This window comes from Hyphomicrobium sp. NDB2Meth4 (assembly GCF_900117445.1).
Taxonomy (GTDB): Bacteria; Pseudomonadota; Alphaproteobacteria; order Rhizobiales; family Hyphomicrobiaceae; genus Hyphomicrobium_A.
The window spans coordinates 441530-463450 of the sequence record NZ_FPEJ01000001.1 but is presented as its reverse complement, the minus strand read 5'-3'; the positions used below and the strand labels follow the sequence as shown (position 1 = coordinate 463450).

The 21921-nt window shown below is 63.1% G+C and carries 15 protein-coding genes and 1 pseudogene; 11 read left to right on the top strand and 5 right to left on the bottom strand.

Going from position 1 to position 21921, the window contains the following annotated elements; genetic code table 11:
• Window positions 1–191: 191 nt before the first annotated feature.
• Complete coding sequence (locus NDB2M4_RS20565; protein WP_072369442.1) at window positions 192–1451, top strand: ATP-binding protein; 1260 nt, start codon at window positions 192–194, stop codon at window positions 1449–1451.
• A gap of 69 nt (window positions 1452–1520) precedes the next feature.
• Here NDB2M4_RS20565 and cqsA read toward each other — a convergent pair.
• A pseudogene (gene cqsA, locus NDB2M4_RS02150) lies at window positions 1521–2738 on the bottom strand (alpha-hydroxyketone-type quorum-sensing autoinducer synthase); the annotation flags it as partial.
• Window positions 2739–3100: 362 nt separating this feature from the next.
• On the bottom strand, window positions 3101–3754 hold the full coding sequence (locus tag NDB2M4_RS02145) for a glutathione S-transferase family protein (protein WP_072369436.1): 654 nt from the start codon (window positions 3752–3754) through the stop codon (window positions 3101–3103).
• 161 nt (window positions 3755–3915) lie between these two features.
• On the opposite strand from NDB2M4_RS02145, the gene phaZ reads away from it, so the two are divergent.
• The gene (gene phaZ / locus NDB2M4_RS02140; RefSeq protein ID WP_072369433.1) at window positions 3916–5145 is read left to right on the top strand and encodes a polyhydroxyalkanoate depolymerase; all 1230 of its coding nucleotides are present in this window, start codon (window positions 3916–3918) and stop codon (window positions 5143–5145) included.
• Window positions 5146–5399: 254 nt separating this feature from the next.
• Here the strand turns inward: phaZ and NDB2M4_RS02135 are convergent, their stop codons facing one another.
• Window positions 5400–7682, bottom strand: coding sequence for an NADP-dependent malic enzyme (locus tag NDB2M4_RS02135; RefSeq protein WP_072369428.1), 2283 nt, complete (start codon window positions 7680–7682; stop codon window positions 5400–5402).
• 330 nt (window positions 7683–8012) lie between these two features.
• Between NDB2M4_RS02135 and mutS the strand changes: the two genes are divergently transcribed.
• Together mutS and NDB2M4_RS02125 are read left to right on the top strand one after the other, a co-directional pair.
• On the top strand, window positions 8013–10721 hold the full coding sequence (gene mutS / locus NDB2M4_RS02130) for a DNA mismatch repair protein MutS (protein ID WP_244536025.1): 2709 nt from the start codon (window positions 8013–8015) through the stop codon (window positions 10719–10721).
• Between the two features lie 40 nt (window positions 10722–10761).
• Window positions 10762–13551, top strand: coding sequence for a [protein-PII] uridylyltransferase (locus NDB2M4_RS02125; protein WP_072369422.1), 2790 nt, complete (start codon window positions 10762–10764; stop codon window positions 13549–13551).
• Between the two features lie 27 nt (window positions 13552–13578).
• Here NDB2M4_RS02125 and NDB2M4_RS02120 read toward each other — a convergent pair whose 3' ends face one another.
• A complete protein-coding gene (locus tag NDB2M4_RS02120; RefSeq protein WP_072369419.1) occupies window positions 13579–14700 on the bottom strand; it encodes an OmpA family protein in 1122 nt (373 codons plus the stop codon).
• 102 nt (window positions 14701–14802) lie between these two features.
• Window positions 14803–15462, bottom strand: coding sequence for a rhomboid family intramembrane serine protease (locus NDB2M4_RS02115; RefSeq protein ID WP_072369417.1), 660 nt, complete (start codon window positions 15460–15462; stop codon window positions 14803–14805).
• Window positions 15463–15598: 136 nt separating this feature from the next.
• Here NDB2M4_RS02115 and murJ point away from each other — a divergent pair, with 136 nt between their 5' ends.
• From murJ to rimI, 7 genes are all read left to right on the top strand, one after another.
• Complete coding sequence (gene murJ / locus NDB2M4_RS02110; RefSeq protein ID WP_072369414.1) at window positions 15599–17185, top strand: murein biosynthesis integral membrane protein MurJ; 1587 nt, start codon at window positions 15599–15601, stop codon at window positions 17183–17185.
• 328 nt (window positions 17186–17513) lie between these two features.
• Window positions 17514–18572: a tryptophan--tRNA ligase gene (gene trpS, locus NDB2M4_RS02105; RefSeq protein WP_072369407.1), complete on the top strand. Its 1059-nt coding sequence runs from the start codon at window positions 17514–17516 to the stop codon at window positions 18570–18572.
• A gap of 175 nt (window positions 18573–18747) precedes the next feature.
• The gene (locus NDB2M4_RS02100; RefSeq protein ID WP_072371668.1) at window positions 18748–19257 is read left to right on the top strand and encodes a universal stress protein; all 510 of its coding nucleotides are present in this window, start codon (window positions 18748–18750) and stop codon (window positions 19255–19257) included.
• Between the two features lie 126 nt (window positions 19258–19383).
• Complete coding sequence (locus tag NDB2M4_RS02095; RefSeq protein WP_072369402.1) at window positions 19384–19938, top strand: NifU family protein; 555 nt, start codon at window positions 19384–19386, stop codon at window positions 19936–19938.
• 79 nt (window positions 19939–20017) lie between these two features.
• Window positions 20018–20605 (top strand): malonic semialdehyde reductase, encoded by a 588-nt coding sequence (locus NDB2M4_RS02090; protein ID WP_072371666.1) that lies wholly within the window; start codon window positions 20018–20020, stop codon window positions 20603–20605.
• A gap of 58 nt (window positions 20606–20663) precedes the next feature.
• Window positions 20664–21359, top strand: coding sequence for a tRNA (adenosine(37)-N6)-threonylcarbamoyltransferase complex dimerization subunit type 1 TsaB (gene tsaB, locus NDB2M4_RS02085; RefSeq protein ID WP_072369399.1), 696 nt, complete (start codon window positions 20664–20666; stop codon window positions 21357–21359).
• Window positions 21356–21844 (top strand): ribosomal protein S18-alanine N-acetyltransferase, encoded by a 489-nt coding sequence (rimI, locus tag NDB2M4_RS02080; protein WP_083555659.1) that lies wholly within the window; start codon window positions 21356–21358, stop codon window positions 21842–21844. Before tsaB ends, rimI begins: the two co-directional genes overlap by 4 nt.
• The last annotated feature ends 77 nt before the right edge of the window (window positions 21845–21921 follow it).

The window sequence follows — 21921 nt, the reverse complement described above, 5'->3', positions numbered from 1 at the left end:
TGTACCGCCGGATCCTTAGAGATGCGATGCACGTTCCGTAAGGATGTTGGTACTAGGTTTTCGTATCGTATCCGGTACGGTGACTGCTAAAAGTTTAAATGTTCCAATTGGCTGAGCACAATTTACTAAGACCGCTTCTGCGGGGGTCGCGTAGCGCTGCCAAAGCGCGACCGTTCGCGGTCTCGCGCCTGGTGCAGGAGCTATCGCGCCGTTACATCGAGTATCACGCGCACGCACAGCGCAAGATTCGCGCGGCTGCCGTTATCGGCGTGCTCGGCTTTCCCGTGTTCTATCTGACCTGGAAGTATGTGCTGCCGCAGCCTTACGAGAGCTTGCTGCTGCGTGGCATTGGCACAGCTCTTTGTCTTGCGCTGGCGCTATCGCCGTGGTGGCCCCGGCGGTTGCAACGGTATGCGGTGCCCTTTTCGTACTTCACCTTTCTATTCAGTCTGCCCTTCTTCTTCACGCTGATGCTGCTGCTCAACGACAGCAACTCCACGTGGCAGATGTCGACGCTGGCAGCGCTGATTTATGTCGTGCTGCTGTACGATCTCGTGAACGCCATTGTCGTTCTCATCGTCGGGTCGTTGGCGGCGATTGCTGCCTACCTGCTGATGACGGGCGGTGCGCCAATACCGATTGGCTACTGGACGACGCTTCCCGTCTTGATGTTTGCGCTGACGGCGATCTTCGGTCTGGCGTACAGCGACAACCTGATCGCGCGTGAAAAGCTCAAGGCCGCAGCTTCGCTCGCAAGCCAGGTCGCGCACGAGTGCCGGACGCCGTTGACTGGCATTCGCTTCGAGGCAGATGGATGTGAGCGGCTCATCGCGCGACTGCCGCCATCGCCGGCGCGCGACAAGCTGGCGGCATCGCACAGCCGGGTGCGGCAACACATTACGTCGGCCAACTCCGTGATCGATCTGCTGTTGTCGAACGTGGCGCAACATCACCGCGGATCGCCAGCGAGCGAACTGCATAGCATGCGCCAGGTGGTGAAGCAGGCGATCGAGCGTTACAGCTTCAAGCCCAATCAGCGCGAGCTGGTGCGCCTCGATATCGACGAAGACTTTCGGTTTCGCGGATCCGATCTGCTGATGACGCACGTCCTCTTCAATCTCATGAAGAATGGTCTGCGGGCGATCGAGGCGCGGGGCGGGAGCGATCACTATCTGTCGATCTCGCTGCGGCAAGGCGAGGGGATGAACCGGATTATTGTCATCGACACCGGGGAGGGCGTCCCCCCGGAGTTGCGCAACTACCTGTTCATCCCGTTCGTGTCGGCGCAGAGACCCGGTGTCGGCACCGGACTCGGATTGTCATTCTGCCGGATGATTGTGGAAAGTGCCGGCGGGACGATTTCGTGCGAGTCGGAGGTCGACTTCGGAACCAGCTTCACGATTGATTTGCCCGCGGTTCAGCCAGTCGGAGAGGACGCGACTGCGGTCTGACCGCGGCCTGCGCGCAGCGCTTGGCGTCAATTGGCCAGGGCTGGTCGATTTGCGCTTGGTCGAGCGCCACTCGGCCATGCCGACCTCGTCGCGGATTTCGTCGCAGACCCCGATGATGCGATCTAGGTCTTGGCGGCTCAGACCACAGTTGACCGTAAAGCGGATGAGGCAGCGCTTCTCGGGCGTTGCGGGCGGGAAGAAGATGGCGCCGAATACGCCGCGCTTCTCCAGCGCGTCACGCAGCTGTGTGGTCTGGCGGATGTCGCCTGGCTCGAGCGCGATGATCTGCGCTTTCGATGCCGCCACGTTGTAGCCGAGCGCATCCAGGCCCTCCTTGAGGTAGGCGTGGTTGGCGTGCAGCTTGTCGCGGCGCCAATACTCCGTCTGGAACACGTCGAGGACGGCGTCGAAGCCGGCGACTTCGTGCTGCATGACGGAGGTGCTGAAGATCGCGGGCAACGCCTCGTAGCGGAAGTATTCAATGTTCCGTCGCGAGGCGACGACGAGGCCACCGCGGCTGGCAACAGCTTTGGAGAGCCCGACAGTTCTAAAGTGGACGCGATCGGCGAGACCCAGTGCGACGACGAGGCCGGCGCCCTCAGGGCCCTGGGCACCGAACGAGTGTGTCTCGTCAACGACCAGCGCCGCTCCGTGGCGCTCACAGACCTCTACCAACTCGGCAAGGGGGGCGATGTCGCCATCGGTGCTGTAGAGCGCGTCAACACAGACGAGCCCCGGCCCGCTTTGGGCTAAGGCTTTATCGAGCGACTGTGGATCGTTGTGGCGGAAGAGGACGGCGCGGGCGCCAGCGCTGACGACGCCCTCGTGCAGCGAGATGTGCGCCTTCATGTCTAGATAGACCGGCGCATCGCGCATCGCGAATGATTGGATCAGGCCGACGTTGGCGGTGTAGCCGGAGGAGCAGAGGACGCAGTCTTCGGCCAGCATCAGGCGGGCGACGCGCTGCTCAAACTCGCCCGTGACATCGCGCTCGTGGTGGATCCATACGCGGGAGACGGCATCGCCATGACCGCCAGCGCGCAGGGCCGCGATCTCGCTCTCGATCACATGGGGATGGCCGGCGAGGCAGAGATAATCATTGCTGCGGACTTTGATGTCGCCGGGGCGCGGAGCTCTCCCCTGCAGGGGATGGGTCCCCTGCCAGAGGTCGACCTTCCTGCGCACGTGATAATCGTCAACGCGGGTCCGCAGAAAGTCAGGCTCTTTCGGACTTTGAATTTCAGTGCGCGGCTTATTTACTCTCTTATCGACAACTTTAAACAACACTGCCCACCCTCACTGTTAATGAGTTCTTAACTACGAAAGACGTGGGTTAACCGCAATCCCATTTCTGCCGACCGGGAGCGGAATCGCCTGGAATGCCGAGTTTCTTGAACTTGTATTTGCACCATCAGCCAATTTTCGAGCTGAATTGGGGCAGCGCTTAATAGATAGTTAACCAATACGACACGCCAATGGCGGAACCCCCCCCCGCGGCGAAACGTCCGCGAAGTGCAAAGCTTTTCTAAAATTTACGAATTACGTATGCGGATTAATTGCGGTGCGCAAAGTCGGGCAATTATCCCGAAGCGGCGGGATAAGCCGACTTAATCCGCGAGTGGTCATAAGATGGAACTGGGCTAGGTCGACTAGAACTCGACGTCGAGTTCCTCGAGTTCGTCAGGTTCGAGTTTTGCAGCCTCGATCCACTCGGTCATTGGCGCCCAGTTTGTGATTGTCTCGCAATAACCGGCACAATCGCTATCCAGCTTCACATCATAGGTGAGGAAGCGGGTACACACTGGCGCGTACATTGCGTCGGCCATGGAGGGCGTGCCGAAGAGGAAGGGACCGCCGTACGTATCGAGGCAGTCGCGCCAGATGCTGGTGACGCGCTCGATGTCGCCAAGCGCGCCCGACCAGACAGAAAAGCCCGAATAGTGGGCCTTGAGGTTCATCGGCAAAGCGGAGCGAAGGTTGTGAAAGCCGGAGTGCATCTCGCCGGAAATCGCGCGGCAGTGGGCACGGGCGGCAATGTCTTTTGGCAGAAGGCCAGCTTCCGGCTTTAGCTCGGCGAGGTATTCGGCGATGGCAAGGGTGTCCCAGACCTTGACGTTGTCGTTGACCAGGCAGGGGACCAGGAACGAGGGCGAAAGCAGCAGCAGTTCGGCGCGGGTCGAGGGATCGTCAGTCGACATGACCTCCTCGTGGAAGTCGAGCCCGGCCATCTTGCAGAGCAGCCAGCCGCGCAGCGACCAGGACGAATAGTTCTTGCTGCTGATCGTGAGCACCGCTGTTGCCATTCTGCCTAATCCTTAAGCGTTTGCCCGGCTTGGCCGGGTGTAGACGGTGTTGCAAAAAAACGCTCGCGCGTTGCCCCAGGATGCACTAGCGTTTGTGCGCCGCACAATAGGCCTGATGATCAAATTTCGCCGAATGTGTCAGCCCGTTTGAATGAGACTAGATGCTCTACCTCGCCTATCAAGCCCACTCCGACCTCGTCGAGCCGGCGAAATCGATCGCCCGCCACTCTTTGGAGCTTCTCGGTGCTCTGGCGCCTGGCTCCTGGGGGCACCACGCCAGCGTTCCCATCATGCGGAACCTGTCGGCGACGTATGAGCTGGTCGCCCGCGCGGGCCTCACACATACACGGCCAGATTATCGCATTCCTGCGGTGACGGTCGGCAATCGCGAGGTCGAGGTTACTGAAGAGGCCGCGCTGACGCTGCCTTTCGGCACGTTGCTGCACTTCAAGAAGGACATCGACTTCGAGCAGCCGCGGGTTCTCGTGGTGGCACCGCTATCGGGCCATTTCGCGACGCTGCTACGCAATACGGTGCGCACCCTGCTCGCCGATCATGACGTTTACATCACCGATTGGCACAACGCGCGCGATGTGAGCCTGGACGCGGGCCGGTTCGGGTTCGACGACTACGTTTCGTACATCATGCAGTTCCTGGAGAAGATGGGGCCGGGGTCGCATGTCGTGGCGGTGTGCCAACCGTGCGTTCAGACGCTTACCGCGGCTGCTGTGATGGCTGCGGAGGGCAATCCAGCTCAGCCCGCCAGCATGACGCTGATGGCGGGTCCGGTCGATGTGCGCGTCAATCCGACCAAGGTGAACGGCCTTGCGCAGAGCAAGTCGATAGACTGGTTCGAGCGAAATCTGATTGCGCGCGTGCCGTGGCGCTATCCCGGCGGGGGGCGGCAGGTATACCCGGGGTTCGTGCAGCTGTTCGCGTTCATGTCGATGAACATCAATAGGCATTACACAGCGCATCAGGAGCTGCACGAGCACCTGCGCAACGGCGAGTACGAAAAGGCGCAGGTCATCAAGACCTTTTACGACGAATACTTCGCGGTTCTCGATCTGACGGCCGAATTCTACCTGGAGACGGTGAAGTGGGTGTTCCAGGATGCGCTGCTGCCGAAAGGCGAGCTCACGTATCGGGGGCAGCCGGTCGATCTCAAAGCGATCCGCAAGACAGCGCTGCTGACGGTCGAGGGCGAGCGCGACGACATATGCGGGCTCGGGCAGACCGCGGCGGCGCACGACCTGTGCTCGAGTCTCAGGCCGCACCTCAAGCGCCACCACATGCAGGTAGGCGTCGGGCATTACGGAGTCTTCAGCGGGCGCCGCTGGGAAGGCCAGATCTATCCGCTGGTGCGGAACATGATCTTGTCTATGGATTAGTTTTGGTGACACGAGCGGCGAGAAGCCTGCTGTGCGATGAGCGCCGCGCAAGCTGAAATCCGGCGCTTGCGCCGGGCGCCCTTGGCGCCTTGCCACTTGCGGCGGCGGGCGTTGCGGCTTCCTCCTCTCACCGTCATCCTCGGGCTTGTCCCGAGGACCCAGCTATCCGCCCGCAGCGCGCGTTGGAGTTGCGGCCCGCTGGATCCTCGGCGTGAAGCCGAGGATGGCAATTGGGGTAGGCGCGCGGAGGGTGCTCAGCGGCCGGCATCGTGGGCGGCGATGGCGGCCATGTTGACGAGGTCGCTGTCCTTGGCGCCGAAGCCGCAGATTTGAATCGGACGCGACAGGCCAACGAGGATCGGGCCGATGACGGTTGCGCCGCCCAGTTCCTCCAGCATGCTCGTGGCGATCGAGGCGGCATGGAAGGCCGGCATGATCAGCACGTTGGCGGTATCGGACAGGCGGCAGAACGGATAATGCCGCATCAGATCGCGGTTGAGCGCGACATCTGCCGCCATATCTCCGTCGTACTCGAAATCGACTTGGCGTTCGCCGAGGAGCGCGATGGCTTCGCGGATCTGGTCGGAACGCTCGCCGCGCGGCTGTCCGAACGTGGAGTAGGCGAGCAAGGCGACGCGCGGTTCGATGCCGAAGTTGCGGGCGGCGCGCGCGGCCTCGACGGTGATGTCGGCAAGCTGGGCCGCCGTCGGCACCTCGTGCACACTAGCGTCGGCGATGAGCACGGCGCGTCCGCGCACGATGGCGAGCGACACGCCAATGACGGTGCGGCCGGGTTCAGGATCGAGCACGCGCTGCACATCGTCAAAGACATTGCGCCAGTTGCGCGTGATGCCGGTGACGAGCGCGTCGGCATAGCCGTGCGCGACCATCAAGGCACCGAAGATATTGCGCTCGTTGGCGGCGAGGCGCTGGCAATCGCGGCGCAAGTAGCCGCGGCGCTGCAGGCGCGCGTAGAGGTAGTTGGTGAACTCCTCCAGATGCGGGCTCTTGCGCATGTCGACGATTTCGTACTCGGGTCGCTGCGACATGCCGAGCGCGCGGAACTGCTCGCGAACGGCGTCAGCGTTGCCGACGAGGATGGGAACGCCGAAGCCTTGCGAGAAATAGCTGTGGGCTGCGCGGATTGCGGCGGGCTCCTCGCCTTCGGCGAAAATCATGCGTTTTGGGTCCTGGCGCACGGCGCTGTAGGTGGATTGCAGCCAGCCGGCGATCGGGTCGAGGCGGCCTTCGAGGCGCGCGACATAGGCTTCCATGTCAACGATGGGCTTGCGGGCGACGCCGGAATCCATCGCAGCCTTGGCGACAGCGACGGGGACAGTAGATATGAGGCGCGGATCGAACGGCGCGGGAATGATGTATTCGGCGCCGAAGGTGGCGTGACGGCCGTAGAAAGCGGCGGCGACCTGATCGGGTACTTCGGCGCGGGCCAATTCGGCGAGCGCGTGCGCTGCGGCGACTTTCATCGCTTCGTTGATGGTGGACGCGCGCACGTCGAGGGCGCCGCGGAAGATGAAGGGGAAGCCGAGGACGTTATTGATCTGGTTCGGGTAGTCGGACCGGCCGGTCGCCATGATGGCGTCGTCGCGGACGGCCGCAACCTCCTCGGGTGTGATCTCGGGGTCGGGATTGGCCATGGCGAAGATGATCGGCTTGGGCGCCATCGAGCGCACCATGTCCTGGGTGACGGCGCCCTTGGCGGAGAGGCCGAAGAATGCGTCGGCGCCCTTCAGGGCGTCAGCGAGCGTGCGCGCCTTGGTCTTGGCGGCGAAGGCGGACTTCCACTGGTTCATGCCCTCTTTGCGGCCCTGGTAGACGACGCCCTTGGTGTCGCAAAGGATGACGTTCTGCTTGGGGATGCCGAGATTGACGGCCAGCTCGAGGCAAGCGATGCCGGCGGCGCCGGCGCCGTTGACGACAAGCTTGATGTCCTTCAGGTCGCGGCCGGTCAGCTCGGCAGCGTTGATGAGGCCAGCAGCGGCGATGATCGCGGTGCCGTGCTGGTCGTCGTGGAAAACGGGGATGTCGAGCAGCTCTTTCAGCCGCTGCTCGATGATGAAGCACTCGGGCGCCTTGATGTCTTCGAGGTTGATGCCGCCGAACGAGGGCCCGAGGTAACGCACCGAGTTGATGAACTCATCTGGGTCCTCGGTGCTGACGAGAAGGTCGATGGCGTCGATGTCGGCGAAGCGTTTGAACAGCGCGCCTTTGCCTTCCATGACCGGTTTGGCAGCGAGCGCACCAAGATTGCCGAGGCCGAGGATCGCCGTGCCGTTGGAGACCACCGCGACCAAGTTGCCCTTGTTGGTGTAGTCGTAGGCGGTGGCAGGATTCTCAGCGATGGCGAGGACAGGTACGGCGACGCCGGGCGAGTAGGCGAGCGCGAGGTCGCGCTGGGTGGTCAGCGGCTTCGTCGGCGTGATTTCCAGCTTGCCGGGCTTTCCCTGGGCGTGGAACTGCAACGCTTCTTGATCGGTGAAGCGCGCCTTGGCTGCCTTGGAGCTGCGGGCGGTGGTCATGGGCGGATGTCCGGTTGAAAGGGGCGCGAACAATATGCTCGCAGGCGAGATCAAACAATCACTTAGCGGACGCGGTTGTGTTGTCCGTGAACAAGTCCGGCACAGCGTTTGACCCGTGTTGCGGTCTCGTTATCGTTGCGAGCCGCCGAGGGGAGCGGCAGTGGGGGACAGCCGCCAATGGCGGGAAAGCGCGCAAGAATAAGAGATTTAGAGGCTTTGCCAGAGGACGAAGCGGTGCAGGATCACGCGCCCGCAGAGCCTCGGAGCGACCCCGGCGCGCAGCCCCCTGCGGCGCCCGCGTCTCCGACTAATGTCGAAGCCACGCCATCGATGGCGCAGTTCCTGGAGATCAAGGCGGCGAACCCCGATTGCCTGCTCTGGTATCGCATGGGCGACTTTTACGAGCTGTTCTTCGAGGACGCGGTGGCGGCCTCGGCGACGCTCGGCATCGTGCTGACCAAGCGCGGCAAGCATCTGGGTGAAGATATTCCGATGTGTGGCGTGCCGATCCATCGCGCGGATGAATATCTGCACCGGCTGATCAAGGCGGGCCATCGCGTGGCGGTGGCCGAGCAGCTCGAAGATCCGGCCGAGGCGCGCAAGCGTGGGGCAAAGGCGGTGGTGCGCCGCGACGTGGTGCGGCTCGTGACGCCGGGCACGCTGACCGAGGACACGCTCCTAGATGAGAAGGCGCGCAACTATCTGACGGCGCTGTTCCGCAGCGGCGGGCAGGGCATGGGTAGTGCACTGGCGATGGATGGCAGTCTCGCGCTCGCTTCGGTTGATATCTCCACGGGAGAGGTGGAAGTCGGCGAGGTGATGGGCGCGGATCTGCCCGGTGAGCTGGCACGGCTCTCCCCGAGTGAGGTGATCCTACCCGATGCGCTTTATGCCGATGGTGAGCTGCGCGCCTGGGTGGAGCGCGTTGGAGCGGCGCCGACGCCGGTGCCCAGTGCCTATTTCGACAGTCTTGCGGGTGAGGCAGGGCTAAAGGCGCAGTTGAAGGTTGCCGAGCTTGGCGCGTTCGGGAGCTTTTCACGGGCAGAGCTGGCGGCGATCGGCGCGGCGCTGAAATATATCGAGCTGACGCAGATGGGGCGGGCGCCGGTTCTGCGCGCGCCCAAGCGATCGGGATCGGATGCGATTCTGCTGATCGATGCGGCGAGCAGGGCCAGCCTGGAGCTAGTGCGCTCGGTCTCGGGCGAGAAGCAGGGCTCGCTGCTGTCGTCGATCGATCGCACGCTGACGGGTGCGGGTGCGCGCGAGCTGGCGGCGCGGCTTGCAAGCCCGCTGCGCGATGTGACCCGCATCAACGCGCGGCTAGATGCCGTGGGATACCTCGTCGATCAGGAGAACCTGAGGCGCGATCTGCGCGAGGCGCTGCGGTCCGCCCCCGATATTGCGCGGGCGATCTCGCGACTCGGGTTCGGGCGCGGTTCGCCGCGCGACCTGGGCGCGGTTCGCGATGGCATCGGCGTGGCGGAAAGCTGTGCTCGCCTATTGACTACGGCGGGTGCCGGCATGGGGCTGCCAGCGGAGCTAGCGCGTATCGCAGGAGAGCTGACCGTCGTCGCCGGTGGGCTGCGCGAGGAGCTACAGGCGGCGCTGGCCGATGAGCTTCCACATTTAAAGCGTGATGGCGACTTCGTGCGCTCGGGCTATCGGGCGGAGCTGGACGAGGCGCGGCGCCTGAAGGAAGACGGCCGTGGCGTGATGGCCGGGCTCGAAACCAAGTACGTCGAGCTGACCGGCGTAAAAACGCTGAAGGTGCGCCACAACAATATTCTCGGCTTTTACATCGAGGTGACGCAGGGCAACGCCAAGCCGCTGCTAGAAGGCCCGCTGGCGGAGCAGTTCCGGCATCGCCAGACGATGGCGAATGCTGTGCGGTTCTCGACCGTGGAACTGGTCGACATCGAAGGGCGGATCGCGTCGGCGACGGAGCGCGCGCTGAACCTCGAGCAGGAGATTTTTGCCGAACTCGCGGCGGCCATCCAAAAGGAAGCCGATGAGCTGGGGCGTGTCGCGGCGGCGATTGCTGAGCTTGATGCGACGGCGGCTCTGGCAGAGTTGGCGCGCTTCGAAGGCTACACGCGCCCGCAGATCGATACGAGCCAGGTGTTCGATATCCGCGGCGGTCGCCATCCGGTGGTGGAACAGGCGCTGCGTGTAGCCAAGGCGAATGCGTTCATCGAGAACGATTGCGTGCTGGGCGAAGGCGCGGGGGCAGGCGGCGACGAGGAGACAGCCAAGGGACGGATCTGGCTGGTTACTGGCCCGAACATGGCGGGCAAATCCACCTTCCTGCGCCAGAACGCACTTATTACCGTGCTGGCGCAGATGGGCTCCTATGTGCCGGCGCGCTCGGCGATAATCGGCGTGGTCGACCGGCTGTTCAGCCGCGTCGGCGCTTCGGACGATCTGGCGCGCGGGCGGTCGACCTTCATGGTCGAGATGGTCGAGACCGCGGCGATTCTCAATCAGGCGAGTGAGCGCTCGCTCGTCATCTTGGATGAAATTGGACGCGGCACCGCGACGTTCGACGGCCTCTCCATTGCCTGGGCGACCGTGGAGTACCTGCATGATGTGCTCAAAGCGCGGGCACTGTTTGCAACGCACTATCACGAGCTGACAGTGCTCGCGCGGCGGCTCGACGGTGTCGCCAACGTGACCATAGACGTGCGCGAATGGCACGATGAGATCGTGTTTTTGCACAAAGTGAAGCCAGGGGCGGCCGATCGCTCATACGGGATCCAGGTCGCCAAGCTGGCCGGATTGCCGGCGGATGTTGTTGCAAGGGCACGCGAGGTGCTGGGGTTGCTCGAAAAGAGCGAAAACCGCAAGAACGCCCGAAACGGCGGCCTCGACGAGTTGCCACTGTTTGCTGTAAGTCGCACGGTGACCGCTGCTCCGCCGGCGGGACCTTCGCCGCTGGAGAAGGCCGTCGACGACTTGCAGCCCGACGAGTTGAGCCCGCGCGCGGCGCTCGATGTGCTCTACCGGCTCAAGGCGATGCGGCGGGGGGAGCCGGAACATTAGTTAGGAGAATTGCGGTCAGTCAGCCGACGCCGCGCAGGCTATGGACAAGGCTATCCAACAGACCGCTCCCTACTTCGACTCGCAGCAGCTACGCGCTGAGTTGACGGCGAACTTGCGCGACAACGGCGGTGACATCGAGAAAGCCCGTCCCGCTATGATCGAGCGGCTGAAGCAGCTAGTGGCGGAAGCGCGCGATGCAGCGCGGAGGGGCTTGGAAGCCGACCACAGGGGGCGGCGGTGTGCGGCTGGCCTGTCGCAGTTTCAGGATGAGCTGACGCGCGTCCTTTACGATTATACGGTCGCGCACGTCTACCGGGCAACCAATCCGTCCGACGCCGAGCGCATGGCGATCGTGGCAACGGGCGGATATGGCCGCGCACTGCTCGCGCCGGGGTCCGATATCGATCTGCTGTTCCTGCTGCCGTACAAGCAGACGGCATGGGGCGAGAGCGTCGCCGAGTACATGCTGTACGTGCTTTGGGATCTTGGCTTCAAGGTCGGGCACGCGACGCGCACGGTCGACCAGTGCGTCAAGATGAGCGCCGACATTACGGTGCGCACGTCGATGCTGGACGCGCGGCTCATTCACGGCGATGCGCAGCTCTACAGCGAGTTCGAAGATCGCTTCCGCAATGAAGTGGTGGCAGGCACGGCGCGCGATTTCATCGACGCCAAGATGGAAGAGTACGACTCGCGCCACAAGCAAACGGGCGGCAGCCGGTATCGTGTCGAGCCGAACGTGAAGGACGGCAAAGGCGGGCTGCGCGATCTGCACACGCTGCACTGGCTGTCGAAGTATCTTTACGGTCAGGGTGTCGGCGCGGCGACTGTGGCTGCGGGTATCTTTCAGCCGGACGAAGTGGCGACGTTCCGGCGGTGTGAAGATTTTCTCTGGACGGTGCGCTGCTTTTTGCATTTCGGCAGCGGGCGGGCCGAAGAGGTTCTGACGTTCGACGTGCAGCCGTGGCTGGCGCGGCAGCTCGGCTACAACGATCGTGGCGGATTGCGCAGCGTCGAGCGCTTCATGAAGCACTACTTTCTCGTCGCCAAGGAGGTTGGCGACCTGACGACGATCCTGTGCTCGGCGCTGGAGATGCAGCAGCTCAAAGCGTCGCCGGGCATCTCACGCTTCTTGCGTCCGCTGAACTGGAAGCAGCGCCGACAGCTGCGCGTGCGCACGGATTTTCGTATCGACAACGATCGGCTCAACGTCGCAGACCCGGACGTGTTCAAGCGCGATCCGGTGAACCTCATACGCTTTTTCGCCGAAGCGCATCTGTCGAACTCGTTCCTGCATCCGGACGCAATCCGCCTGTTGCGGCAATCGCAAAGGCTGATCGACGATAGCCTGCGCGAAAACCCCGAAGCGAACCGGATTTTCATCGAGCTGCTGACCGGGCACGCCAACCCGGAAATGTCGCTGCGGCGCATGAACGAGGCGGGGGTGCTGGGGCGCTTCGTGCCGGAATTCGGGCGCGTCGTCGGCATGACGCAGTTCAATATGTATCACAGCTATACCGTCGACGAGCACCTGGTGCGCACGGTGGGCATGCTTGCGGACATCGAGCGCGGCGGTACTGGCGAGGAGCTGCCGTTATCGACGGAGATCATCGGGACGATCAAGAACCGTCGCGCGCTCTATGTGGCGGCGTTCCTGCACGACATCGGGAAAGGGCAGACAGAGGATCACTCGATCGTCGGTGCGCGCATCGCCCGCGTGTTGGGACCGCGGCTCGGCCTGACGCCGGCAGAGACCGAGACGACCGCGTGGCTGATCGAGCAGCATTTGACGATGAGCAATATCGCGCAGAGCCGCGATCTGTCCGACCCGAAGACGATCCGCGACTTTGCCGACGTGGTGCAGAGTCCTGAAAGGCTGAAGCTTTTGCTGCTGCTCACGGTTGCGGATATTCGCGCGGTGGGCCCAGGCGTATGGAATGGCTGGAAAGGCCAGTTGCTGCGAACGCTCTATTACGAGACCGAACCGCTGGTGGCTGGCGGCCATACGCAGATGCAGCGCGGCCAACGCACGGCGGAGGCGCAGATCGCGCTGCGCCAGTCGTTGACCGATTGGTCCAACGAGGAAATCGATCGCTACATCGACCGGCATTATCCGGACTATTGGCTGCGGACCGATGCCGAACGCCGGGTCGAGCATGCGCGTCTTCTGCGCCGGGCCGAGGTTGAAGGCCTGCATCTCGCCACAGACACGCGCACCGATGCCTTTACCGCCATAACAGAGCTGACGATCGTCGCGCCCAATCATCCGCGGCTGCTGTCACTGTTTGCGGGCGCGTGCGCAGCGGCCGGCGCTAACATCGCGGGCGCGCACATCATGACGACGCGGGATGGCTATGCGCTCGATACGTTCCTGCTCAACCGCGCTTTTAGCCAAGACGAGGACGAGCTGCGGCGCGGAAAGCGGATCGGTGATCTGATCGGGCGGCTGCTGCGCGGAGATGCCTGGCTGGATTCGCTGCTTGCCGACCGCGGGCCGCCGACACGCCGAGTGATGGCGTTCACGGTGGAGCCGGACGTCATCATCAACAATGGCCTGTCGGATCAGTTCACTGTGATCGAGGTGGCGGGGCGCGATCGTCCGGGCCTTCTCTACCAGCTGACGAGCACGCTTTCGAACCTGATGCTCGACATTACGTCGGCGCACGTGACCACGTTCGGCGAGAAAGCCGTCGACGTGTTCTACGTGACCGACCTGACGGGTAAGAAGGTCGACAGCAAGCAGCGGCAGGAAACGATCCGCAAGGGCCTGCTCGAAGTCCTAGAAGAGCCGGGCGAGGATGCGCAGGCGGTGGCGCCTCCGGCGGAGTAGGCGGGGGGCGCGGGTGCGTCTTGCTGATCAGCGGGAGACGAGAAGCTCGACGCGGCGGTCGAGCTGCCAGAGGTCTTCCTGGCTGAAGTCACCGCGCACGACGCCGGTGTAGGGCTCCGATTTGCCCTTGGGGACGAGGTCCAGCTGTCCGTTATAGCCGCCCTCGCGCAGGAAGCGGGCTACCGTCTCCAGGCGATCACGAGACAGGTTCATGTTGAGCTCGTCGCTGCCGCGCTCGTCGGCGTGGCCGGTCAGCGTGATCCTGGGAAACCGTTTGATCTGCAAATATTCGAGCAGAAGCTTGGCAGCGCGGCGGCCTTCGCCCGTCAGTGTCGCCTCGTTGTAGACGAAGGTGACGGGGACGGGCACCGAAGCGCGCGGTAATGCTTCCGGTAGCGGGTCGGTCCTAGCGGCGGCAGACTTCTGCGTGGCGGCGCTTTCGGGCAACGGCGTTCTTTCGCCGGCCGGTGCTGGTGACGCGCTGCTGGACGGCGCGGCCGCGGCGGGCGCTGTCGGCGCAACGGCGGGCTCTGGAACGGTGGCGCGGTCCTCGGTCTTTTCCTCGGCCTTGCGCGCTTCGGCGACCATGCCTTCGAGGCTCTTCAGCATGTTGGAGGTGACAGCGCGAGCCGTCTTCTGGCTCGTCTCGGCAGACTCCGCGGCGGAGGATGGCTTCTTCGGCGCTTTCGGTTCGGCGGCGGCGAAGTCACGTGGGACAGAGCCGGGAGGCGCTTTGAACAGGGCCAGCTTGCCGTCGGGATTTGAAATTCTCCCCTCGGTCGTGAAGGTCCACTCGCCGTTTTCGTCGACCTGCGCGGTGCCGATCTCTTTGCCGTCGACGGTGATGGTCACAAGTGAATTGGGTTCGCCGCGGCCAGCGAAGACTGAGGTGCCTTCAGGATCGATGCGGGCAATGTCGAAGCTTGCCGAGCCATCGGAGGGGGTGGGGTTGCGCTCGAGAGCTTTGTGCAGCGCATCGATATCGTCCGCAGGCTGCCGGTTCGCGGTGTCAGCCTTGGTTGCCGGTTCTTCCTGCTTCTTGGCCTCACGGTCGACGGAGGGAAGCTGCGGTTCGAGACCGAGCAGCCAGACAGCTCCGCCGAAGAGCATCAGCAGCAAAAGGACGAATGTAAAAGCCAGCCGCAGCATCGCATTTTCCCGAGCTTTGGCACGCAGCCTCGGCACCAAACAAACTGATGCGCCAATTAGCCCAAGGGTTCAAGGCGAGGCAATGGCAATTGCGCCGTCCGGTCAGGCGGAAATGCGCGGATCGTTACTATTACCTCGGAAGAGGAAGGCCATCAGGAAGCCCGCCACGAAGCCGCCGACATGGGCCATGAAGGCCACGCCCCCCTGTTCCTCGCCCTGGGTCGTGGCGAGGGATCCGACGCTGGAGAAGAGCTGGAGGGCGAACCAGAGACCGAGGACAAGGATCGCCGGTACGGCAACGACCCCGCCGCGCATCAGGACGTTGACCTTTCCGTTGGGGAACATCAGCAGGTAGGCGCCTAGCACGCCGGCGATGGCCCCGGAGGCTCCGAGGTTCGGGATGTTGGATCCCGGACTGATGAAGTACTGAGCGAACGTCGCGGCGATGCCGGCGAGCAGGTAGAACAGCAAATACTTCAGGTGGCCGAAGTTGTCTTCGACGTTGTCGCCGAAGATCCATAGATAGAGCATATTGCCGCCGAGGTGCATCCAACTGCCGTGCATGAACATCGCGGTGAAGATCGTCACCAGGCTGCCGGACGGGTCGGCGCCGAAACGCGCCGGGGTGAAGGCCCACTGCTGGATGAAAGCCTCTCCCGCCTGAGTCTCCTGCAGGAAGACGAGCACATTGATGGCGATGAGGGCGTAGGTAACAAACGGCGTTGAACGCCGCGTGGAATTGTCGTCTCCCAGGGGGAACATCGGCCCTATCCTCCACAGCCTACGTGCATCGTTGTCACGCAATCACGGTAGCGATGTCAACGATGGCGCAAATGGCAGCAAGTGCAGCAAGAGGCCGCTTGCTCTCCGCCCAAGGCTCGGCTACCGCTCACCGCCCATGAAGCTTTATCGCTCCTTCGCGACCGTCGGCGGCCTCACGCTGTTGAGCCGCGTATTCGGCTTTCTACGCGACATCCTTATCGCCGCGATCCTGGGATCGGGCATGGTGGCGGACGCGTTCTTCGTGGCGTTCAGGTTCCCCAACCTGTTCCGGCGGCTGTTCGGCGAAGGCGCATTCAACGCCGCGTTCGTGCCGCTGTTTGCGAAGCGCTTGGAGGGCGAGGGGAAGGAGACGGCGCGGGCGTTCGCCGAGGAGGCGATGTCGGGGCTGGTCTTTATCCTGCTGATCCTGACGGTGATCGCCGAGATCAGCATGCCGCTGCTGATGTACGGGTTGGCGCCAGGGTTCAGCGAAACTCCGGAGAAGTTCGATCTCGCCGTGCTGCTGACGCGCATCACGATGCCGTACCTGCTGTGCATGTCGCTCGTCGCGCTGATGTCGGGCGTGCTGAACTCATTCGGGAAGTTCGTCGAAAGCTCGTCCGTTTCCATCGTACTCAACGTGACGATGATGGCGGCGACGCTGATCGGCTTGTGGCTCGGATATCAGAACGATCCGACGGCAGGTGTGATCCAGGCGTGGGGCGTGTTCGCGGCGGGCATCCTGCAGCTCGTGGTGCTGCTCGATGGTCTGCGCCGCAATGGTATCTGGCTGAAATTGCGCCGGCCGCGGATGACGGAAGGCATGCGCCGCCTCATCCAGCTTGGCATCCCCGGCGTGATCGCTGGTGGCGTCACGCAGATCAACATCGTGATCGGCACGGTGATCGCCTCGATGCAGAATGGCGCGGTCTCGTATCTCTACTACGCCGACCGGCTGTATGAACTGCCGCTTGCCATCGTGGGGATTGCCATCGGCGTGGTGCTGCTGCCGGACGTGGCGCGGCATCTGAGGGCCGAGAACCATGAAGCGGTGATGGATAGCCAGAACCGCTCGTTCGAGTTTGCAATGCTGCTGACGCTGCCGGCTGCGGTTGCGCTCGCGGTGGTGCCGACTCCGATCGTAGCATCGCTGTTCGAGCGTGGGGCTTTCACGGCCTCCGATACGCCGGCAACGGCGTGGGCTCTGGCGATCTTCGCGATCGGTCTGCCGAGCTTCGTGCTGATCAAGGTGTTTTCGCCGGCGTACTTTGCGCGCGAAGATACGCGCACGCCGATGATCTACGCGACGATCAGCCTGACGGCGAATACCATCGGCTCCATCGCGTTGTTCTTCGTGTTCCGCCATCTGGGGTGGATGCCGCATCTGGGCATCGCGGTGGCGACGACGCTGGGCGGCTTCCTCAATGCCGGGCTGCTCTATGCAACTCTCGCCCGCCATGGGCACTTCATCGCCGACAAGCGGTTGAAGCAGACGCTGCCGCGGATCATCGCGGCGAGCATCATCATGGGCGTGGTGCTGTGGGTTGTTGCTGATCTGCTCGATGGCAAGTTCAAGCCGCCGACGCCGGAATTCGAACGCGCCGCGGCGCTGGTTGCGCTGGTCGGGTCGGGGTTCATCGCCTACGTCGTCGCGGTGTTTGCCACCGGGGCGCTGGACCGGAAGCAGTTGCGCCGGTTCCTGTCGCGGAAGAGTCCGAGTTGATTTTGGGCTGACACGGGCGGCGGGAATCTTTGTGTAGAGCGGACGGTGCGCGAGCTGAGACCCGGCGCTTGCGCCGGGGCGCGTTGCGCCCTTGCCGGTTTTGGCCGCTAGTGGGAGGTCTCCCTTAAACGTCACGGCCGCGCAGGCGGCTGTCTACGCCAGCGTCGGCGTTGGTGTGCTCTCCAATCGTCGAGTCCGAGGAAGCTTGCGTGGATGGCCGTCTTCACGGCCATGACGGAGTGGAGGGTATGCCTTCCATGCGGTCCGCGATGCTTGCGCGTTTGGGCGGGGCGCGCCATAACGCGCGCAATCACTTCAAGGGGCTCCCATGGCATTCAAAGAGCGCGTCTTTTCCGGCATGCAGCCGACCGGCAGCTTGCACCTCGGCAATTATCTTGGCGCTATGGTGCAATGGATCGAGATGCAGAAGACGCACGAGTGCATCTACTGCGTTGTCGACCTGCACGCGATCACGGTGTGGCAGGACCCCAAGGAGCTGAAGAACGCGATCCGCCAGGTGACGGCGGCCTATATCGCGTCCGGCCTCGATCCGAAGAAGAGCATCGTCTTCAATCAGAGCCAGGTGGCGGCGCACGCCGAGCTGGCCTGGGTGTTCAATTGCGTTGCCCGGCTCGGTTGGCTGAACCGTATGACGCAGTTCAAGGAGAAGGCGGGCAAGGACCGCGAGAACGCTTCGGTTGGCCTTTACGCCTACCCGAACCTGATGGCGGCCGACATTCTCGCCTATCAGGCAACGCACGTGCCGGTGGGCGAAGACCAGAAGCAGCATCTGGAGCTGGCCCGCGACATCGCCCAGAAGTTCAACAACGATTTCCGCGAGCAGATCGTCGAGGCCGGGTACGAAGACGGCATTCTCTTCCCGCAGCCCGAGCCGGTGATCACCGGGCCCGCAACGCGCGTGATGAGCCTGCGCGATGGCACCAAGAAGATGTCGAAGTCCGAGCCGTCGGACATGTCGCGGATCAATCTGATGGATGACACGGACGTCATCGCCGACAAGATCAAGCGGGCGAAGACCGACATGGAGTCGGCGCCGCCAAGCAACCTCGACGAGCTGAAAGCGCGGCCGGAAATCGACAACCTCGTCGGCATCTATGCGGCGCTGGCCGGCACCAGCAAGGAAGCCGGATTGCAGATGCTGATCGACACCTCGAAGGAGGGGCCGAGCATCTTCACGGGCTTCAAGAAAGCCCTGACCGAGGTCGCGGTGGAGAAGCTGGGGCCGATCCGCGCTGAGATCGTGCGTCTGATGGGCGATCCGGCGGAGATCGACCGTATCCTCGCCGACGGGTCGGCGCGTGCGCGGGCGATTGCGACGCCGATAATGAACCAGGTCAAAGACGTGGTTGGCTTCGTAAGAAGTTGATCGGGACTGACACGAGCGGCGGGGCGCCTTGGCCCTCGCCGCCTTCTGTGGCCAAGAGTGGCTAACGTCCCCGCTTCGACATCCGAACAGCATCGCGCTGCGCTCGACGTTTCCGGGATGCCAAGTGTGTGCGAGAGTTATGGCGTGAGTGGCCGCAGCATGGCAGCATGACAAGATGACTACGGGAATCAAACGCCGCTCGTTCGAAGCCGACAAATTTCGGAAGTTTCTCGTGATCGTCGACGAGACTCCCGAGGTTGAGGCGGCGCTCTATTACGCGGCCAACCGCATGCAGCGCTCTTCCGGATCGCTGGTGCTGCTCTACGTCATCGTGCCGCAGGAATTCCAGCACTGGATCAACGTGCGCCAGCAGCAGATCGAGGAGGAAACAGCCAAGGCGAAGGCGCTGTTCCGGCTCATGCGGCGCAAACTCAACCTCGCTGGCTATGAGAACGTCGCCTGCGAGGAAGTGATCCGCGAGGGCGCAAAGGGCGAGGAAATCCGTAAGTTGATCGATGAGGACGAGGATATTGCCGTGCTGGTTCTCGGGGCGTCGGCGGAAGCTGCCGGTCCCGGACCACTGGTTTCATCGCTCGCCGCGGGCAGCGCCATGGGCAAGTTTCCGATCCCGATCACCATCGTGCCGGGGACACTCGCACTGGAGGATGTCCGCTCCTTGGATTAGAAGGCTCGGATCAAAAGCCTCTCCTGGGCCTCGAAATCTCGGGCCGGGTAGACTATCTTTAGAAAACTTCTAAGCTGAGAAGGAAGGCCGGGTGCCCCGGCATGCCAGATCGGAAAGGCTAGGCCGATGTTCATTCAGACCGAAGCGACCCCCAATCCGGCGACGCTCAAGTTCATCCCGGGGAAGTCCGTGCTTTCCGAGGGCACGGCCGACTTTACCGATAAGGGCGAGGCGCTGGCGTCTCCGCTCGCTTCACGCCTGTTCGATATCAAGGGCGTGCGCGGCGTGTTCCTGGGGTCGGACTTCATCTCCGTCACCAAAGGTGACGAAGAGTGGCAGCACCTGAAGCCCATGATCCTTGGCGCGATCATGGAGCACTACATGTCGGGTGCTCCGACGGTCGAGGAAACGGCCAACGACGAGGAGGGCTCCAGCTCCTACGATCCGAAGGACGAGGCCGTCGTCTCCACGATCAAGGAACTGCTGGAGACGCGGGTGCGCCCAGCGGTGGCTCAGGACGGCGGTGACATCACTTTCTCTAGTTTCCGCGACGGTGTCGTCTATCTGCACATGCGCGGCGCCTGCTCCGGTTGCCCCAGCTCCACGGCGACGCTGCGGCACGGGATCGAGAACCTGCTTCGGCACTTCTGCCCCGAGGTTCAGGCCGTCGAGGCGGTCTAATCCCCGTCAGGCCATCGCAAACCCCGCCAAACGGCGGGGTTTTTCGTTTCATCGAAGTCAGTTGATCGAGGAGATCACCATGCGCGAAGTCGATGACAGCGTGCTGGCACAGGCCTTTCTCGACGCGCGCACGCACAATGCGTGGCAGGCGAAGGACGTGCCCGACAGCCTTCTGCATAGGCTGATCGACATCGTGAAAATGGGACCGACGAGCGTCAACTGCCAGCCCGCGCGGTTCGTGTTCGTGAGGTCCAAAGAAGCGAAAGAGAAGTTGAAGCCGCTGCTCAGCGAGGGCAACCGCGCGAAGACAATGCAGGCACCGGTCTGCGTGATCATCGGGTACGATCTAGACTTCTACGAGCATCTGCCAAAGACGTTTCCGCACAAGGACATGCGTGGATCGTTCGCCGGCCAGCCCGAGAAGATTCGCGAGACTGCTTTCCGCAACGGGACTCTGCAGGGCGCGTATCTCATTCTTGCCGCACGGCTTCTGGGGCTCGACTGTGGACCGATGTCTGGCTTCGACAATTCAGGTGTCGATGCAGCCTTCTTTGCGGGGACGAGCATAAAATCGAATTTCCTCTGCAACCTCGGCTATGGCGATGCGTCTGTGCTGCGTGAACGGTCGCCGAGGCTCGGCTTCGACGAGATTGGCCGAATTGTCTGACACCCGCGCGTATTTTTCGGGTGGTGTAACCGGCGCGCCATGCGTATAGGCTTCGCCCATGCATATTCTCGCTTTCGATACATGTTTCGACGGCTGCTCGGCGTGCGTCGCCGAGTTGCGCGGTGGAGCTGTGTCGGTGCGGAGCTCGCTGCTTGAACGTTTCGAGACGGGTCATGCCGAGCGGCTGATCCCGATGATTGGCGAGGTGATGGCGAAAGCCGATCTCGGCTTCCATCAGATCGATCGCATTGCCGCCACAACTGGTCCAGGTACGTTCACCGGGACGCGGATCGCCATTGCGGCCGCGCGCTCTCTGGCTCTGGCGACCGGGGCCGGTACGATCGGAGCATCGAGCCTTGCGGTCATGGCCGAGGCGGCGCGCGCGAAGATCGGCGACAAGCCTCTGGCGGTGGTCGTCGATGCGCGACGTGGCGAAGTCTATGCGCAGCTGTTCGGCGCGGGCGGTGGTGCCGATGCAGTCACAGCGCCGATGCTGCTGTCGCTCGATGATGCCGCTGGGCTCGGCGGTTCGGAACCCATTGTGCTGGTCGGGTCAGCCAGCCGGGCCGTGGCAGAGATTGCTGTGCTGAAAGGGCGGGTCGTTTATCCGACGCTGCCCGATCTCATCCCAGATGCTGTCGCGCTGGCGCATCTTGCCGGATCGCTGCCCCTGTCAGAGGTACCACTGTCTCCTCTCTACCTGCGTCCACCCGATGCGAAGCCCCAGGATGGAAAGGCCGTCGCCAGAGCATGAGCCAGGCAGCAATCCCACTCGATCCCAGAAACTTCAGTCTTTTGTGGGCGAGCCCCGACCGGGCCGAAGAGATCGCTGCTCTGCACGCCCAGTTGTTCGATCCGCCTTGGGATGCTGCCAGCATCACCAATTCCATTGAACATCCGGCATCTGCGTCGTTTATCGCGCAGGTGCGCGAGCCCAACGCGCTCGTGGGATTCATCCTCGGCAACATTGCCGCCGACGAGGCGGAGATTCTCTCGGTGGGCGTTGCACCAGAGTGGCAGCGCAGGGGAATTGGCCGGCGCATGGTCGAAGGGCTCGTGCGCGCTGCGCGCAGGGCGGAGGTCAAGCGCGTCTTTCTCGAAGTGGCGTCGGACAACCACGCGGCGGGCGCCCTATACACTGGCATGGGGTTCGTGCCCGCAGGTGGGCGCAAGGGCTATTACAAACGCTCCGACGGCACCCAGGCGGACGCGATCATCCTCGCGCTCGACCTGGCGTAACTCACCTTCAGAAGTGGACGGCTTGTGGGGGTTTTCCTATAAGTCGGTGACCGTAGCGAGAGTGGAGAAACCACCGC